Consider the following 17,235-nt stretch of genomic DNA (forward strand, 5'->3'; position numbering starts at 1 on the left):
CTGCCCGCAGGCAGCCTTTCGATGATTATTTTTTGCAGAGACTTTGATGATTGGCTTAGCTGAACAAACCGCCTTTTTTCAGGGTTTTCACGCCTTCGCCAATTTTGAAACCGTTCTGGTAAATTTCGATTTTGTAATCGCCTGTCTGGTATTTGCCATCCTGTTTCCAGTCGAAGCTTACAGGAGAGCGTTTGCCTTGTTCGTAGTTCGCGTTTACTTTGTTGGTGAATACTTTTTCACCTTCATCGCGGGTGGTGAAAGTACCGCTGCCGTATGCAGGGATAGAGATGGGTTTGCCATCAGGCCCTGTGATACAAACATACAGTTCTTTGGTACCGCTGGCAGCTACACGGTTTTCATCAAGGTCAAATGAAATACGCAGCAGGTCTGCTCTTTTAGCGGTAGTGGTTGCTTTTTCTTTACCGTTGCCTTTTACGTCAATGGCAGTGATGTTGATGTTAGAAGCATGCAGGGTAGAACCAAGGTCAACCGCTTTGTCTTTTTCAGCAGTAGTGGTAGTAAGGTTCTGTTGCAGCTGCTGTTTCTGGTTGTTCAGCGTATCCCTTTCGGTGGTAAGCTGTGTGTTGGCAGCAGTGAGCTGTTGATTTTCACCTTTCAGGCGGTCAACTTCTGCAAGCAGGTCGTTGATTTTACCATTCAGCTCATTGATTTTTGCTTTTGCTTTAGACAGGTCTCCGTTCTTATCTTTCAATATGCTGCGGATCTCTGATTTCAGCTTGTCGATTTCAGTCTTGCGTTCTGCCAGTGAACCCTGCAGGTTGGTATTGGTGCCCGTGAGGGAATCCATTTTGGCTAAAGCATCGTTGTACTGCTGTTGTACGGCATTGCGCGCTGAATCAACATTCGTGAATTGCGTTTGGAGCTGCGTAATTTCTTCTTTAGATTTACTTTTATCATAAACGATATAGCCCCATGTGCAGAGAAGTAATACAATCAATGCACCATATATCAGTTTACGATTGTCTTTTTTAGGTTCTCCCGCTGGTTGGGGGCTCGTTGACGGATTATTAGCGTAACTCATATGCTTCTTTTTTTTGTTTCTTTAAAACGGATTAATAACGGTTAAGTGGTTGTTCTTATTGTGATAAAATACTGGATTATTATGTATAACCTATTGATACTAGACATTGAAACTGTACCTTTTGTGCAACGGTACGAGGACCTTGATGCAGTATGGCAGCAGCTCTGGTGGGACAAAATTTCCAAAACCGTGCCAGAAAACACCACACCTGCTGAAGCATGGCAACTAAGAGCCGGCATACTCGCCGAATTTGGAAAAGTTGTGTGTATTTCAACCGGTTATTTTTACGAAGATGAACAGAAAGCTGTTTGCTTTAAGATGAAGACCCTTTGCGGTGATAATGAAAAACAACTGCTTGAAGACTTCATTGCTATAGCAGGTAAGTTTTACCAACGCAACCGACAGTTTGAATTTGCGGGTCATAACATACGCGAGTTTGACATCCCTTACCTGTGTCGCCGCATGTTAATCAACGGTGTTCCATTACCTCCCTTCCTGCAGATTCATGGTGCCAAACCCTGGGACATCAAAATGCTGGACACCTTGCAGTGGTGGCGTTTCGGCGATTTTAAAAACTATATATCCTTGCATCTGCTTGCCAATGTACTCAATGTTCCCACATCTAAAACCGATATGGACGGCAGCATGGTGCAGGAGGTTTATTATGTAGATAAAGACCTTAAACGCATTGCCGAATACTGCCAGCGCGATATTGTAGTAGTAGCAAACGTCATCCTGCGTTTCAAAAACCTACCCCTGCTCAAAGACACGCAGGTAACGGTGGTAACGTAGTGTTCATGCCGCGTACAATGGTAAGTACATAGTTGTATTCACGTATGCACAGGTTGGCTGTGGGGACACAGCCAACGGCATGACAGGAATTTCCGCATATTCCGCGGGAGAAAATACGCTTCGATAAAGCTCGTGGCTCGCAGCTCGAAGCTCATGGCTATACACACGTCGCCCGCAGCGCTTCTCAAATGCTATCCGCTATAAGCTTGCAGCTAAAAGCTTCTTCTTTATCTTTGCCCCTATGTCTGCAGAAAAAATCATCGGTGATTGGAAAAAAGGAAGTTTTAAACCGGTTTACTGGCTGGAAGGTGATGAACCTTATTTTATTGACCAGGTGATCAATTATGCGGAACATAATATTCTGCCCGAAAGCGAAGCCGGCTTTAACCTTACTATTTTTTACGGTCGTGATACAGACTGGACGGCTGTAGTAAATGCATGCAGGCGTTACCCCATGTTTGCCGAGCGGCAGGTAGTGGTACTGAAAGAAGCCCAGCAAATGCGCGACATTGAAAAGCTGGAAGCCTATATCGACAACCCGCTTGCCTCCACCGTTTTCGTGGTTAGCTACAAAGAAAAAAAGGTAGATGCCCGTACCAAGTTTGCCAAACTCCTGAAGACAAAAGGGGAGATGCTTACTACCAGGAAGATGTATGATAACCAGTTGCCAGACTGGACTAACCAGATGGTGCAGCAACATGGTTTAACCATCAGCCAGAAAGCCTTGCTGCTGCTGGTTGATCACATTGGCAACGATCTCAGCCGTTTACAGAATGAAGTAGAGAAGCTGGCCGTAAACCTGCATGGCCGCAAGAATATTACAGAAGAAGATATCGAGGAATTCATCGGCATCAGCAAAGAGTTCAATGTATTTGAGCTGCAGGATGCAGTGGTGAAGAAAGACCTGCCTAAGGCTATCCGCATCATCCGCTACTTTGAAGCCAATCCCAAGGCTGCACCCATACAAATGATACTGCCTGCATTGTATAATTTCTTCAGTAAGGTATTTATCCTGTTTTCACTGCCTTCAAAAGACGAACGTTCCGTTGCAGCTGCGCTCGGTGTAAACCCGTTTTTTGCGAAAGACTACCTTACCGCCGCGCGCAATTATGACTTCCGCGGCACAGAAAAAGTATTGCTGTTGCTGCACAACTATAACCTCCGCAGCATCGGCATTAACGACGCCGGTACCGAAGATGCTGACCTGATGAAAGAGCTGGTGGTAAAAATGATGATGCAGTAAGCAGGTTACAACAACACTTTTGCATTCAGCGCATCCTGCGCCAGCTGTGCTTTCAGCGCATCCAGTCCATTGAACTTTTGTTCATTGCGCAGGTGGTGGTGCACATACACACGCAGCATTTTGCCATAAATATCTTCCGAAAAGTCAAAGAGATTTACCTCAATGGTACGGTTAACGCCATTCACGGTAGGGCGAACGCCGATGTTCATCATGCCTTTGAGTGTATTGCTTTCGGTTTCGTATTGCTGGCCGGCTACCAGTTCGGCTGTTACGGCATACACACCGTTGCCGGGCACCAGTTTTTCTGCGTTTTCAATATGCAGGTTGGCGGTGGGAAAGCCAATGGTACGGCCCAGCCTGTTGCCTTCTACTACGGTTCCCTCAAAAAAGTAAGGATGCCCCAGGAACTCGTTGGCAGTAGCCACATCATTGTCTTGTATAGCCTGGCGTATGCGTGTTGAGCTGATGATCACTTCGTGCAGTATTTGTTCGGGAATCTCTTTCACCGCAAAACCCAGTTGTGCGCCAAAATCTTCGAGCAGGTGGTAATCGCCCTGGCGGTCTTTGCCAAACCGGTGATCGTACCCGATGATAACCGTATGCGGGTGGAATTTTTCAAACAGGAAATGCTGTACATAGGAAGCTGCCGGCTGGTTCGAGAACTCGGTGCTGAAGGGAACAACTACTACATGATCAACCCCGTGGCGCGCCAGCAGGAACAGTTTTTCTTCGAGCGTGGTGAGCAGCTGGGGTGGAGTTTTGCCCGGGATAATGTGCCTGGGATGGGGGTGAAAGGTAATGATCACCGTTTCGCCGCCAATGGCTGCCGCCTCGTTGCGCAACTGTGCTATAATCTGCTGATGGCCTGTATGCACCCCGTCGAATGTGCCTATTGTTACTACCGCATTTTTAAAAGCCGGTAAGCTGTTGATGTCCCTGTGTACCTGCATAGATTGGGCAAATCTAAATGTTTGAACGCAAAACTGTGCATTTGTTCAAATCCGCGGCCCGGCCTGTGTAAAAAATGACTGTTGCGCGACGCAGCCCGGGCTGCACTTCACACTTTCACGCGCTTAACGTACCTTTGCGCCTGTTTCCAGATTTATTTCATTAAAAATCATCGTTTCCGATGTCATTATACGCTCAAAGAGGTGTTTCGGCCCAGAAGGAAGAAGTGCATGCTGCCATTCAAAAACTTGACCAGGGGCTTTATCCCAATGCGTTCTGTAAAATTTATCCCGATTACCTCTGCGGCGGCGACCAGTGGGTGAATATTATGCATGCCGATGGTGCCGGTACCAAAAGCATTCTCGCTTACCTGTACTGGAAAGAAACCGGCGATGTGAGCGTTTGGCGCGGCATTGCACAAGATGCAGTTGCCATGAACCTTGACGACCTGCTATGCATTGGCGTTACAGATAACCTGCTTTTCTCTTCTACCATCGACCGCAATAAAAAAGTAATTCCCGGTGAAGTACTCGAAGCCGTGATCAATGGCACCCAGGAATTCTTTGACCAGCTGAAAGCCTTCGGCGTAAATATCCATTACCTCGGCGGCGAAACTGCCGATGTGGGTGATGTGGTACGCACCATTGCCGTAAACGGCACCATGACTGCCCGCTGGCCCAAAAGCAAACTCGTTACCAACGATAAAATAAAAGCCGGCAACGTGATTGTTGGTTTTTCCAGCGCAGGCCAGGCTACTTACGAAACTGCCTACAACAGCGGTCTTGGCAGCAACGGTTTAACCAGCGCCCGCCACGATGTGCTGCATAAAATATACGCACAGCAATACCCCGAAACATTTGAAACCACACTGCCCGACAATGTGGTGTACATCGGCAAACAGAAAATGACCGATACACTGACTGTTGACGGCAAAGACCTGAATATCGGTGCACTGTTGCTGAGCCCTACACGCACGTATGCGCCTTTGCTGCGTGTGCTGCTCGACAAACATTTTGATGCCATTGATGGCGTAATTCACTGCAGCGGTGGCGGACAAACCAAGTGCATGAAATACCTGCCGTCGCCCCTGCGCATTATCAAAGACAACCTGTTTGCCGCACCGCCCATTTTCCGGCTGATACAGCAGAACTCGGGTGCTGATGACAAGGAAATGTACCAGGTGTTTAACATGGGGCACCGCCTCGAAATATTCACCGATGCAGCCAGCGCCCAGGCAATGATTGAAACAGCCAAAACATTCAGCATCGACGCGCAGGTAGTAGGCAGGGTAGAAGCTTCTGACAAAAAAGAACTGCTGCTCACCGTAAACGGTAAAACCATTACTTACTAATTGGTAGCTATACAAAAATGAAAACGGCCGTAACGCATGTTGCGGCCGTTTTTGTTGGGTGAATATAGTGAGTAGTGAGTGGTCAGTGGTGAGTGTTCTAAACCTTAAACTTTAAACCTTAAACTTTAAACTATTAAACCTTTAAACTTTTGAACCTTTCTTCTTTTCCTTCTTCTTCCGGTAAGTATCGTTGAACTGGCAGCGCATGCCGCGGTGGTTGCCGCAGCTGCCTTGTTCTTTGATGATGATATCGCTGCTGCTGAAAGTGAAATCAATAACGCAGGGATCACCGTTTTCGTGGAATATGGCTTTGCGGTCGTCGCGCATTACCAGCTCACCCTTCAGCTCACCGGTACATTGCCCATCGTTCTTTTCAAAATGCAGGAAGAACTGGTAGGTAGAGGCATTACGGCCATCGCGTATGGAAATGAAATTCTTTTTGTTTTCTGCATACTCACCGCTGTATTTGTTTTTGCGCGGCAGGGTATCAATGGGATTGATGATATCGGTGTTCTTGTGCGCGTCTTCATTGGTTTCGTTGGTTATGGCAATGAAGGCAGCGGCGCTGCTGTTAAAAGCATAACCGTTACGGGTGTACAGCAACTGGTTTTCGGCAGATATTTTTTCACGGCCAATGGTGAAAGTAGGCTCGCGGTTAATATTTACATAATGGCGGTGACCATCGTCGTTGCTGTTGCTGAGCAGCGGAAGGGCGGTAATGTATTTGTCTTTTTTATCCAGCACAAAAGCCACCAGTTTTGTTTTCTTACCCTGGCTAAAGTTTGCCAGCAGGTACAGCTCTCCGCTGCCCTTGTCAATTTTGCCAATGGGGTGTATTTTGGTCTTCGTGTCTTTCCCGGCAAACAGTGTTACTACCGAATCGGGAACAAACTGCGACATTACTTTATGGCTGATGACCGTTGTATCGGCCAGTTTCTGCACATTGGTGTCTGCCGCCTGGAATGGCAGCGTGAGCGTAGGGAATGCCGCGAGGAAGTCATTGGTTTTCACCGGTGCATCACCACTAACAGCGGTCTTTTTACCCTTGCAGGCACTAAAGGATATCAGGAGAAATAATGCTAGCCATGCTTTGGGCATACTTATTATTTTGATAAAAATATTGCTTTCAGTCAAATACCCGTCATCCGGTTTCCAAAAATGCGGTAAAAAATTTAGATTTGTCTAAATTCATTTTTTGTGCAGCCTAATTTCACGGTCGCGGAAGAGAACCATATTAAGGCGATTTATCACCTGCAACAGTTGTCGGGTAAGGTATTTACCAACGACCTGGCTGCTGCGCTGGAAACCCGTCCTGCTTCTGTTACCGATATGCTCAAAAAACTGAAGGCCAAGAAAATTCTGCATTACGAACCTTACCAGGGTTTTTATCTGAACAGCGAAGGGAAAAAGATTGCGCTGGGTATTATCCGCAAGCACCGTTTGTGGGAGTATTTCCTGGTAGAGAAACTGCATTTTGGCTGGGATGAAGTGCACGAAGTAGCCGAACAGCTGGAGCATATCAACAGCAAAAAACTGATCGATAAACTCGATGCCTTCCTGGACTATCCCCGCTTCGATCCGCACGGCGATCCCATACCAGACAGCAATGGAAAAATGGCCGCGCAGCAACAGGTGAATTTAACACAGCTCGATGTAAACCAGCAGGCCGAGATATGCGCGGTGGCCAGCCAGGCCAGGGGCTTGCTCGAATTGCTGAAACATAGCAATATCGGCATCGGCACTAAACTCGAAATAAAACGCAGGTTTGGGTTTGACCAATCTGTAGAAATTACCATAAAGAACCAGCAAACAATGATGCTGAGCCACCAGGTGGCACAGGCACTGTTTGTGAAAATTATATAGTTATGTTACCATCCATGCATAGCAGCCAGTCGCTCGGTGATGTGCACGAAACAATAGATCCTGCGCTGAAAAAGAAGGGCTGGCGCAGGTTCCTGGCCTATATTGGTCCGGCCTACCTGGTAAGCGTTGGTTATATGGATCCCGGCAACTGGGCCACCGATTTGCAGGGTGGCGCACAGTTTGGTTACCAGCTTATCTGGATATTGCTCATGAGCAACCTGATGGCGCTGCTGCTGCAAAGTTTAAGTGCACGCCTGGGCATTGTACGCCGCCGCGACCTGGCGCAGGCCAACAGGGAAATGTATCCGCCGCTGGTGAACTTTTGCCTGTACCTGCTGGCCGAACTGGCTATTGCAGCCTGCGACCTGGCCGAGGTGCTGGGTATGGCCATCGGTATACAACTGCTCACCGGTTTGCCCGTGTTATGGGGCGTAACCTTAACCGTGCTCGATACCTTTCTGCTGTTTTACCTGCAACGCCTGGGCATGCGTAAAATGGAGGCATTTATCATTGCGTTGGTCGCCGTGATCGGTATTTCTTTTTTGATAGAAGTAGTAATGGCCAAACCGCATATGGGCGACGTGGTGAAAGGTTTTATACCTACACGCCTCAATGAAAAAGCCCTGTACATTGCTGTGGGTATTATTGGCGCCACAGTAATGCCGCATAACCTGTACCTGCATTCTGCACTGGTGCAAACACGAAAGATAAAAGGCGACAGTACAAGTATTAAGCAGGCACTGAAGTTTAACGCCATTGACAGTACCATTGCACTCAACGTAGCCTTCCTGGTAAATGCGGCAATACTGGTGCTGGCCGCTGCCGTGTTTTTTACCACCGGCAACCAGGATGTGGCCAAGATTGAAGATGCACACCGCCTGCTGCAACCCATGCTGGGCACCAAACTGGCACCCCTGCTGTTTGCCATTGCATTGATTGCAGCCGGACAAAGCTCTACCGTTACCGGTACGCTGGCCGGGCAGATTGTGATGGAAGGTTATCTTCGCCTGCGCATTAACCCGCTGCTGCGCAGGCTGCTTACGCGTTTGCTGGCCATTGTGCCGGCTGTGCTGGTGATCACCATCTGGGGCGAAAGCCATCTCGACGACCTGCTGGTGTTTAGCCAGGTAATACTGAGCCTGCAGCTGGGTTTTGCAATTATACCATTGATTCATTTTGTGAGCGATAAAGTAAGCATGGGTGAATTTGCCATACGCATGCACGTGAAAATTACGGCCTGGGTTGTGGCAGCCATACTGGTGTTTTTAAACGTGCGCCTGGTAATGCAATCCTCTTTTGAAGCCTATGCGCAGCCCGGGCACCTGGGTACCAAAATCGGTATCAGTATTGCATGGCTGGCATTTGCATGGCTGTTTGCCATGATGACCTTTTTACCGCTGGTACAGAAAAGCCGGCGCCGCTCCAATGCCAGTGTACATAAGGAAGACAAGCCGCTGATAAACCTGTCTATACAACCGGTATCGGTGATTGCCGTAGCGCTTGATTTTGGCTCGGGCGATGAAAAACTGATTGCCAATGCACTGGCGCAGGGAAAGAAAGAAGCCGTGTATTATCTGCTGCATATTGTAGAAACCGTATCGGCCAGTTACTTGGGCGATAAAGCCGATGACCATGAAACCCGCGCAGACAACCAGCAGCTGGAACTGTATGCAGAACAGCTGCGGTTAATGGGTTACACCGTACATACCCGGTTGGGCTATAAGAGCCGTATACAGGAAATTGTACGCATTGTAAAGGAATCGAAAGCCGATATGCTGGTGATGGGTGCACACCGCCACAGCGGGCTGAAAGACTGGTTGTACGGCGAAACCGTAAACCAGGTAAGACATAAATTAACCATACCGATATTAATTGTGAACTGATGGCAGGAACATTAACATTAAGAAAGATAGAACAGGCAGATAACAAAGCCATTGCCGCACTGATACGCAGTGTATTGACCGAGTTTAAGGCCAACAAACCGGGAACGGTGTATTACGATCCGACCACGGACGACCTGTTTCATTTGTTTGAAACACCCGGCGCTTTTTACTGGATTGCTGAAATGGATGGTGAGATAGCAGGCGGTGGGGGCGTTTACCCCACACCAGGCTTGCCGGAAGGCTGCTGCGAACTGGTAAAACTGTACCTGCATGCCGGCACACGCGGTAAGGGCTGGGGCAAAAAACTGATTGAGCAGTGTTTTGAAACTGCAGCAGAACTGGGTTTTAAGCAGGTGTATCTTGAAACCATGCCCGAACTGCACAATGCCATCGGCCTGTACGAAAAATGCGGGTTCACTTACCTTGATGGCCCGCTGGGGCAATCCGGTCACTTTGGTTGTGATATATGGATGCTGAAAGAGCTTGAAGCATGATGGTTCAATGGTTTCCTAGTTCAATTGTTTAATTGTTGCCGGGCAGTAAAGATGCAGGTACAGCCGCTGCAAAAGGGCTGCTAAACAGGTGCTAAAATGAAACATGCTGTATTTATTGCATATACGGCTGTTTGCGGACAAAATACCTGAATTGTTTTATTGCGGTGCAATTTCACAAACCCCTACATTTGTAGCCGTTTTTTAACCAAAATCAAAATTGAAATGGCTGAAAAAATTAAAGTTGCCAATCCCGTGGTGGAACTGGACGGCGATGAAATGACAAGGATCATATGGAAATTCATTAAAGACAAACTGATTCTTCCCTACGTTGACGTAGACATTAAATATTTTGACCTTGGCGTTGAATACCGTGACCAGACGAATGACCAGGTAACCATTGATGCTGCCAATGCGATCAAGCAATATGGCGTAGGTATCAAATGTGCTACCATTACGCCTGATGAAGCACGCGTTACCGAGTTTAACCTGAAACAGATGTGGAAGAGCCCCAACGGCACTATCCGCAACATTCTCGACGGTACTGTTTTCCGCGAGCCTATTGTATGTTCAAATGTACCACGCCTGGTGCCCAACTGGACTGCACCTATCTGTATCGGCCGTCACGCATTTGGCGACCAGTACCGCGCTACAGACTTTGTTACCAAAGGCAAGGGTAAACTGACCATTAAATTTGAAGGTGAAAACGGTGATGTGCAGGAATTTGAAGTGTACAACTTCAAAGGTGATGGCGTAGCATTGGCTATGTACAATACCGACGAAAGCATCAAAGGCTTTGCGCGCGCTTGTTTTAACCAGGCATTGATTAAAAAATGGCCCCTGTACCTGTCTACCAAAAACACCATCCTCAAAAAATATGATGGCCGTTTCAAAGACATATTCCAGGACATTTACGAGACTGAGTTCAAAGCGAAATTCGACGCAATCGGTATTGTGTACGAACACCGCCTGATTGATGACATGGTTGCCAGCGCCCTGAAATGGAATGGTAACTTTGTATGGGCTTGTAAAAACTATGATGGTGATGTGCAGAGCGATACCGTAGCCCAGGGCTTTGGCTCACTCGGCCTCATGACCTCTACACTGGTTACTCCTGATGGAAAGGTAATGGAAGCAGAAGCTGCACACGGCACTGTTACCCGTCACTACCGCGACCACCAGAAAGGCAAACCCACTTCTACCAACCCTATCGCGTCAATCTTCGCGTGGACAAGGGGCCTGGAGTTCCGTGGCAAACTGGATGGCAACCAGCCGCTGATTGACTTCTGTCATGCACTGGAAGCTGTTTGCGTTGAAACCGTTGAGAGCGGTAAAATGACAAAAGACCTGGCCGTATGTATTCATGGCAACAAGGTAGAACATGGTAAAGATTACCTGTATACCGAAGAGTTCCTGGACGCACTGGATCAGAACCTGAAAGCTAAACTGGCTAAATAGAAATAGTTCCCCGTTTTATCAAGAGCTTATTCACGGGCCGCACTTGTTGCGGCCCGTTTTTGTTTTTTAAGAAGGTTCAATAGTTCAATGGTTCAATGGGTTCAATAGTTATCGACCGTTGATTCTCGAAAACAGCCTCTTTGCGGCCTTTGCGGGCTTTCTCTTTGTGCTCTTTGCGGTAAAAAATATCACGCACAACTCACGACTGACAACGCACGAATGGGGCTCACGAAATTATCCTTAGCTTTGGAACATGAGCAAGTATGATATTCTCATCATAGGCGCCGGCCCTATTGGCATGGCCTGTGGTATTGCAGCAAAAGAAGCAGGTTTAAGTTATGTGATTATAGAAAAGGGAACCCTGGTGAACAGCCTGTTTAATTACCCGGTGTTCATGACATTCTTCTCTACCTCTGAAAGGCTTGAAATAGGCAACGTGCCGTTTATGAGCCTCAACAATAAACCCAACCGCAATGAGGCAGTTGAGTACTATCGCCGCGTAAAGCAACTGTTCAATTTAAATGTGCATTTGTTTGAAGAAGTAAAAACTGTATCCCGCAACCAGCAGGCCGCGGAGCGCACTTTTGATATTGAAACAAGCAAAGGTTGGTATACTGCGGGCAATGTGGTTATTGCTACGGGGTTTTATGATGTGCCCAATTATATGGGTATACCGGGCGAAGATTTGCCGAAGGTAAAACACTACTATAAAGACCCGCATTTTTATGCGTTTCAGAAAGTAGTGGTGATTGGTGCAAGCAATTCTGCGGTAGATGTGGCGCTGGAATGTTGGCGCAGGGGAGCAGACGTAACCATGGTAGTGCGGCAGGAAGTGATTGGTAAAAGTGTGAAATACTGGGTACGACCGGATATTGAAAACCGCATTAAAGAGGGAAGTATCAAAGCTTATTTTCAATCGCATGTTACGGCTGTGCGTGAGAACGAAGTGGACATACAAACACCGGATGGGCTTGTTACCATTGAGAACGACTGGGTGCTGGCTATGACGGGCTACCGCCCTGATTTCAAGATGCTGGAACGCTTTGGTATTGTGTTCTCTGAAGATGAAAAACATTGCCCGACTTATAACCCCGAAACCATGGAAACCAACCAGGAAGGCATTTTCCTGGCAGGCGTGGTTTGCGGTGGTATGGATACGCACAAGCTGTTTATCGAAAACTCGCGCGTACATGCCACGCAGATTATACAACACATCAAGGCACAGCAATAATTTGAAAATTTGTTCGTAAAACTCCTACGGAGAAAGTGTGCAAATCAGGTAATAGAACCATGGAACCATTGAACGAAAAAATGCCCTGCTCCGGCTTACCGGGACAGGGCATTTTTTTATGAATTATGGTTGTTGCCTATTTTTTCTTCTCAGGATTCAGCACGCCTTCAATCACATTCTTGTTATTGAAGAGCAGGTTGGCTGTTTGTTTAATGTCATCGATAGTGATGGCGTTTACGCGTTGCTCGTAGGTGAATACGCGTTTGGCATCGTTACCCTGGTAATACATGCTTTGTATAACGCCCAGCCAGAAGCCGTTTTCTTTCAACTGTACCTTGTATTTCTCAATCCAGGTTTTCTTCACTTTATCGAGGTTTTTCTGCTCAGGCCCCATTGTTTTGATACTGTCTAATTCAGCAGCAAAAGCCTGTTGCAGTTTGGTTACATTTTCTGGTCCGCAGGGCAGTTCCAGTACCAGTGAGTAGTTGCTGTACGGGTACTTGCTAACGCCGCCTGAAATGCTGCCGCCGTAAATGCCGCCCATTTTCTCGCGCAGGTCTTCCGTGATTTTGATATTGAGGATGTCGCACAGGGCCTGTGTTTTTAAGTCGAGGTCTTCATTAAAAGGAATCTCATCGTTGTAGCAGTTTACGATGAGGCTTTTCTGTTCTGTGCCTTTGTTTATATTCAGCTTAATGTGGCCTTTGGCCAGGCGTACACCGTTGTCTTTAAATGCAGCCGGTTTGCCGCTTCCGGGCAGGCTGCCGATGTATCTTGCCAACAATGGTATAACGGTGGCTGTATCAATATTGCCCACCATAATAAAGGTGAAGTCGGTGGCATCGCCCAGGCGTTCTTTGTAAATTTCAATGGCACGGTCGAGGTTGATGGCATCAAAATCGTGCGGGCGTGGTACTACGCGTTGTGCCAGCGGATTGTTCTGGTACAGTACCTGGTAGAAAGTATCTACAAATACATTGGAAGGGTTGGCCAGTGCGTATTGTACAGATGCTTTTTCACTGGCTTTCCAGCCGTTGAACAGGGCTTCGTCTTTGCGGGGCTGTGTTAAATACAGGTATCCCAGCTGCAGCATGGTTTCTACGTCTTTCACACTGCTGCTGCCGCTGATGCCGGCAGAGATATTACCGATGCGCGGACTAACACCGGCTACCTTACCGGCAAGTACTTTACGCAAATCAACAGGGGAGAAATCGCCTACGCCCATGGTTTGCACAATAGTGGCTGCATTGCCTGCCGTCATTACATCGGGTGCATCGTACCAGGATGCGCCGCCTTTGTGGAAAGAGCTGAGGCTTATTTCATCGTTCTTAAATTCTGTGGGTTTCAGTATCACCTTAGCGCCATTGGCAAATGTTATTTCCGTAGTACCCAGTGCTGCGTCTTGTTTTTCTGCAGTAATGGTGCCTGGCTCAGGCAATTTTTCCATGAGGCTGGCGGCTACTTTTTTCTCCGTTACCTGCACAGGTTTTTCATGCATCCATTTCTGCGTTTGCGCCAGCAACTGTGTACCGGTAGGCAGTTTAAACCCGCTTTTATCAGGGCCCTGCAGGCTGATGAACAGCGGTGCATCCTGTTTAATGGAGGTATTCAATGCCTGTATTTCGGCAAGGGAAATGCCGGGCAGCAGGTCTTTGTAATAATTGTATTCGCGTGCTATACCGGGCACTGTTTCACCGGTAAGGAAGTTGCGGATCAGCTCTTCAATAATGGGCGATGATTCTGTTTTACTGCGATCGTTGTACAGCTTTTCCATACCGGCAAGCAATTGTTTCTTTGCCCTGTCCAGTTCATCTTCACCAAAGCCGTAAACGCGTGCGCGGTTTATTTCACTAAGCATTACGTGCAGGGCTGTATCGGGCCCTTTGCTGCCTGCTGCAGTTGTAGCGATAAAGCCTTCGTATCCCCTGGCATAACTGTTAAAACCGGTGCCTGCAAAGAGGTAGGGCGGATCGGCCACCTGTGTTTTCTCTGAAAGGCGCTGGTTCAGCATGGTGGTGAACAGCTGTTTGATAATGGTTTGGCGGTAATCGCCCAGCGTGCTGTCTTCTTTCTCGGGTTTAATGGTATAATCTATCTCGGTGATAAAGTTGGTGGCTTCTTTATCGGTCACCACCACGGCTTCGCTTTTTTGCCTGGGCACCAGTGGCGCCAGTACACGCGTTTTGGGTGTAACAGGGTTTTTCAGTGTATCAAAATACTGGTGTACCAGTGTTGCTGCTTTGGCTACATCGATATCGCCCACAATTAATACGGCCATCAGGTTAGGGCGGTACCAGGTTTTATAAAAGCGGCGGGCTGCATCATATTTAAAGGTTTTCAGAATGCTGTCTTTGCCAATGGGCAGTCGCACGGCGTATTTGCTGCCTGCATATTGCCTGGGATAAATCTTGCGCATAATGCGATCGTCTGCGCCCTTGCCCATGCGGCTTTCTTCGAGTACAACATTGCGTTCTGCATCTATTTCACTGGCTTCATACGAAAGGCCGCCGGCCCAGTCCTGCAGCACCTGCATGCCTTTTTCGAGATTGGCGGGATCGCTCAGGGGAACGGGTAAAATATAGATGGTTTCGTCAAAGCTGGTATAGGCATTTAAGTCTGCCCCAAATTCAATACCCAGTGTTTGCAGGTAGCTCACCAGTTCATTCTTTTTAAAATGGGTAGAGCCGTTGAATGCCATGTGCTCGGTAAAGTGTGCCAGGCCCTGCTGGTCATTGTCTTCCAGTATAGAGCCTGCGTTTACGGCGAGGCGCAGTTCTACTTTGTTTTCCGGTCTTTTGTTCTGTTTAATGTAATAGGTTAGTCCGTTGGCCAGTTTGCCTTTTACCACCGTGCTGTCGAAGGGCAGCTTGTCGGTAAGGCTGGTTTGGGCCTTTGTTATACCGAAGCATAACGTACTCAATAAAGCCAGGCCAAATAGCTTGCAGGTCGTATTCATATTGTTGCGAATGGTTATGGGGAATGAAAATAATCCTTTTTGATGGTTCAGGGGCGGTTTAGTGAGTGAACGAAAGCCGGTGAACAGAGAATAGCCAATAGTGAATAAAGCAGCTGCAAGCCTGTTTAATGTAAATCGCCTCCGGCGACAGTTATAATCGGTTCGCGGTTGTTGCTGGCTCTTCTACTCACGACTGACGATTCACGGCATGCCGGAACAAAAAAGGCAGCCCGCCGGGCTGCCTTTTTATATGCCATAAAACACTATTTGTACACTTCTTCAATTACGTGACCCACACTGCCGTTGGGCATTTGTATGTGTAACAGGGATGAAACGGTGGGGGCGATATCTGTCATGTAGGTTTCGCGGTTGGTTTTGCCGTGTTTAATACCCCAGCCATACCACAGCAGGGGAATATGGGCATCGTAGGGGTTCCACAAGCCGTGCGTGGTGCCGGTGGCGCCACCTTCCACATAGCCAGGTTTCAGCATAAACTGGATGTCGCCGCTGCGGGTTGGGTAGTAGCCATTGGCAAAGCGCTCACGCAGGGTGTTGTTCATGGGGCTGGTCATGAGTTTTGACAGCTCGAACGCATTGGCTACTGATTCCTGTTTCTTCAGGTAGTTTACCACGAAAGTGCTGATGGCATCGGTAGATGCATTGGCAGAATCGATGCGTTTGTGGTTCAGGTGTACCTGGTAGTTGTAATCGCCGGTTACCAGGTTGTCTAAGCCGAACGTGGTTTTCAGTTCGGTGTTCAGGTTTTTAATGATGTCTGCCGTGAACAAACCACCGGGCATGTTGTGCTCTTTCATAAAGCCGGGAACATGGGCTACGCCATGATCGGCGGTGAGAAATACGGTGTACTGGTTTTTACCAACAGTGGCATCAAGAAATTCGAAGAGTTTACCGATGGTTTCGTCGAGGCGTACATAGTCATCCAGCTGCTCCCATGAGTTGGGGCCAAAGGTGTGACCCACATAGTCGGGTGAAGAAAAGCTCACTGCCAGGAAATCGGTGCTGGTGCCTTTACCCAGTTGTTCGGCCAGTACGGCTGCTTTGGCCATTTCGGCGGTAAGCGTGTTGCCGTGGGGGGTAGAAGATATTTTGCTGTAGTCTTTTCCTGCAAAAGCTTCCAGGCTGTAGGGCATGCTGGTGCTGCTGTTGTTGAAAGGTTTGCCTTCGTAGGCTTTTTCGTCTTCCGTGCTGTATTCGCCGTAAACACTTTTGTTCAGTATGGGGTTCCAGTTGAGTTTGTACAGGGAATCTACCAGTTTGCGCTGGTTAAACGCCTGCACCCAGGCTGGCAGCTGTTTCATGTAGTAGGTGCTGGTGATAAAGTCACCGGTTTTACCATCGTACCAGTAAGCGGCATTGGCACCATGACCGGCAGGGAGGATGGCTCCGCGGTCTTTCAATGCAACGCCTATCACCTTGCTTTTGAAGTTGGTGGCCAGTCGCAGTTCGTCACCCACAGTGTTGGCGAGCATGTTGCGGGGGCTCATTTGTCCCTCGGGGGTATTGCTGCCTACGCCTGTAACGCTTTTGTCTTCAGCGCAGTACACCACGCGTTGCTGCAGCTGATCGTACCAGTTATTGCCTACGATGCCGTGAATATTGGGAACGCTGCCGGTGTACACGCAGGTATGGCCGGCGGCAGTATAAGTGGGTGTATAGGGGATAAACGTATTTTCGCAGGTAAAGCCTTCACCGAGGAAGCGTTTGAAGCCGCCATTGGGTTTGAAGAGATTATTGTAACGGTACAGGTAATCCCAGCGCATCTGGTCAATTACGATACCTACTACCAATTTGGGCCTGCTGATACTGCCGGCGGCTGCGGTTTTGCCGGTAGTTGTATTCTGGCTGAATACGGGACTTAAGGCTAGCAGCGCCACCAGGGAAAACACCGTTTTTTTCATTGCTGATGAATTATTTGGCGCAAAAGTAGGTGTTCGGAGCTTGTTAATTTCGTTAACA

The 17,235-nt window shown here is 48.0% G+C and carries 13 protein-coding genes; 8 read left to right on the top strand and 5 right to left on the bottom strand.

Going from position 1 to position 17,235, the window contains the following annotated elements; all coding sequences use genetic code 11:
- Positions 1–55: 55 nt before the first annotated feature.
- The gene (locus tag DXN05_RS08805; protein ID WP_147313868.1) at positions 56–1,042 is read right to left on the bottom strand and encodes a hypothetical protein; all 987 of its coding nucleotides are present in this window, start codon (positions 1,040–1,042) and stop codon (positions 56–58) included.
- Positions 1,043–1,123: 81 nt separating this feature from the next.
- Here DXN05_RS08805 and DXN05_RS08810 point away from each other — a divergent pair, with 81 nt between their 5' ends.
- Together DXN05_RS08810 and holA are read left to right on the top strand one after the other, a co-directional pair.
- The gene (locus DXN05_RS08810; RefSeq protein WP_116847149.1) at positions 1,124–1,834 is read left to right on the top strand and encodes a ribonuclease H-like domain-containing protein; all 711 of its coding nucleotides are present in this window, start codon (positions 1,124–1,126) and stop codon (positions 1,832–1,834) included.
- Between the two features lie 241 nt (positions 1,835–2,075).
- On the top strand, positions 2,076–3,077 hold the full coding sequence (gene holA, locus DXN05_RS08815; RefSeq protein WP_116846850.1) for a DNA polymerase III subunit delta: 1,002 nt from the start codon (positions 2,076–2,078) through the stop codon (positions 3,075–3,077).
- A gap of 5 nt (positions 3,078–3,082) precedes the next feature.
- Here holA and DXN05_RS08820 read toward each other — a convergent pair whose 3' ends face one another.
- On the bottom strand, positions 3,083–4,027 hold the full coding sequence (locus DXN05_RS08820) for a bifunctional riboflavin kinase/FAD synthetase (RefSeq protein WP_116846851.1): 945 nt from the start codon (positions 4,025–4,027) through the stop codon (positions 3,083–3,085).
- Positions 4,028–4,206: 179 nt separating this feature from the next.
- On the opposite strand from DXN05_RS08820, the gene DXN05_RS08825 reads away from it, so the two are divergent.
- Positions 4,207–5,376: an AIR synthase related protein gene (locus DXN05_RS08825; protein WP_116846852.1), complete on the top strand. Its 1,170-nt coding sequence runs from the start codon at positions 4,207–4,209 to the stop codon at positions 5,374–5,376.
- 141 nt (positions 5,377–5,517) lie between these two features.
- On the opposite strand, the gene DXN05_RS08830 is transcribed toward DXN05_RS08825, so the two are convergent.
- The gene (locus DXN05_RS08830; protein ID WP_147313869.1) at positions 5,518–6,474 is read right to left on the bottom strand and encodes a hypothetical protein; all 957 of its coding nucleotides are present in this window, start codon (positions 6,472–6,474) and stop codon (positions 5,518–5,520) included.
- Positions 6,475–6,573: 99 nt separating this feature from the next.
- Here DXN05_RS08830 and DXN05_RS08835 point away from each other — a divergent pair, with 99 nt between their 5' ends.
- The 5 genes from DXN05_RS08835 to DXN05_RS08855 all read left to right on the top strand — a co-directional run bounded on the left by DXN05_RS08835 (position 6,574) and on the right by DXN05_RS08855 (position 12,302).
- Entirely contained in the window at positions 6,574–7,239 is a 666-nt protein-coding gene (locus DXN05_RS08835) for a metal-dependent transcriptional regulator (RefSeq protein WP_116846854.1), read from the top strand.
- 2 nt (positions 7,240–7,241) lie between these two features.
- Positions 7,242–9,122 (top strand): Nramp family divalent metal transporter, encoded by a 1,881-nt coding sequence (locus tag DXN05_RS08840; RefSeq protein ID WP_211330005.1) that lies wholly within the window; start codon positions 7,242–7,244, stop codon positions 9,120–9,122.
- The gene (locus DXN05_RS08845; protein ID WP_116846855.1) at positions 9,122–9,616 is read left to right on the top strand and encodes a GNAT family N-acetyltransferase; all 495 of its coding nucleotides are present in this window, start codon (positions 9,122–9,124) and stop codon (positions 9,614–9,616) included. Before DXN05_RS08840 ends, DXN05_RS08845 begins: the two co-directional genes overlap by 1 nt.
- A gap of 222 nt (positions 9,617–9,838) precedes the next feature.
- Positions 9,839–11,071 carry an NADP-dependent isocitrate dehydrogenase gene (locus tag DXN05_RS08850; RefSeq protein WP_116846856.1) on the top strand — a complete coding sequence of 411 codons (1,233 nt, stop codon included), beginning with the start codon at positions 9,839–9,841 and terminating at the stop codon, positions 11,069–11,071.
- A 253-nt stretch (positions 11,072–11,324) separates the two neighbouring features.
- The gene (locus DXN05_RS08855) at positions 11,325–12,302 is read left to right on the top strand and encodes a YpdA family putative bacillithiol disulfide reductase (RefSeq protein ID WP_116846857.1); all 978 of its coding nucleotides are present in this window, start codon (positions 11,325–11,327) and stop codon (positions 12,300–12,302) included.
- A 136-nt stretch (positions 12,303–12,438) separates the two neighbouring features.
- Here DXN05_RS08855 and DXN05_RS08860 read toward each other — a convergent pair whose 3' ends face one another.
- Together DXN05_RS08860 and pafA are read right to left on the bottom strand one after the other, a co-directional pair.
- The gene (locus DXN05_RS08860; RefSeq protein ID WP_116846858.1) at positions 12,439–15,258 is read right to left on the bottom strand and encodes a M16 family metallopeptidase; all 2,820 of its coding nucleotides are present in this window, start codon (positions 15,256–15,258) and stop codon (positions 12,439–12,441) included.
- A 263-nt stretch (positions 15,259–15,521) separates the two neighbouring features.
- On the bottom strand, positions 15,522–17,177 hold the full coding sequence (gene pafA / locus DXN05_RS08865; protein ID WP_116847151.1) for an alkaline phosphatase PafA: 1,656 nt from the start codon (positions 17,175–17,177) through the stop codon (positions 15,522–15,524).
- Positions 17,178–17,235: the final 58 nt, after the last annotated feature.

The sequence above is a fragment of the Deminuibacter soli genome (genome assembly GCF_003412455.1).
GTDB classification, from domain to species: Bacteria; Bacteroidota; Bacteroidia; order Chitinophagales; family Chitinophagaceae; genus Deminuibacter; species Deminuibacter soli.

Bases quoted from the DNA above. Each gene is read 5' to 3' on its own strand.
- DXN05_RS08845 (WP_116846855.1), top strand. From the start codon at position 9,122: ATGGCAGGAACATTAACATTAAGAAAGATAGAACAGGCAGATAACAAA.
- DXN05_RS08855 (WP_116846857.1), top strand. From the start codon at position 11,325: ATGAGCAAGTATGATATTCTCATCATAGGCGCCGGCCCTATTGGCATG.
- DXN05_RS08810 (WP_116847149.1), top strand. From the start codon at position 1,124: ATGTATAACCTATTGATACTAGACATTGAAACTGTACCTTTTGTGCAA.
- DXN05_RS08805 (WP_147313868.1), bottom strand. From the start codon at position 1,042: ATGAGTTACGCTAATAATCCGTCAACGAGCCCCCAACCAGCGGGAGAA.
- DXN05_RS08820 (WP_116846851.1), bottom strand. From the start codon at position 4,027: ATGCAGGTACACAGGGACATCAACAGCTTACCGGCTTTTAAAAATGCG.
- DXN05_RS08840 (WP_211330005.1), top strand. From the start codon at position 7,242: ATGTTACCATCCATGCATAGCAGCCAGTCGCTCGGTGATGTGCACGAA.
- pafA (WP_116847151.1), bottom strand. From the start codon at position 17,177: ATGAAAAAAACGGTGTTTTCCCTGGTGGCGCTGCTAGCCTTAAGTCCC.
- DXN05_RS08825 (WP_116846852.1), top strand. From the start codon at position 4,207: ATGTCATTATACGCTCAAAGAGGTGTTTCGGCCCAGAAGGAAGAAGTG.
- holA (WP_116846850.1), top strand. From the start codon at position 2,076: ATGTCTGCAGAAAAAATCATCGGTGATTGGAAAAAAGGAAGTTTTAAA.
- DXN05_RS08830 (WP_147313869.1), bottom strand. From the start codon at position 6,474: ATGCCCAAAGCATGGCTAGCATTATTTCTCCTGATATCCTTTAGTGCC.
- DXN05_RS08850 (WP_116846856.1), top strand. From the start codon at position 9,839: ATGGCTGAAAAAATTAAAGTTGCCAATCCCGTGGTGGAACTGGACGGC.
- DXN05_RS08860 (WP_116846858.1), bottom strand. From the start codon at position 15,258: ATGAATACGACCTGCAAGCTATTTGGCCTGGCTTTATTGAGTACGTTA.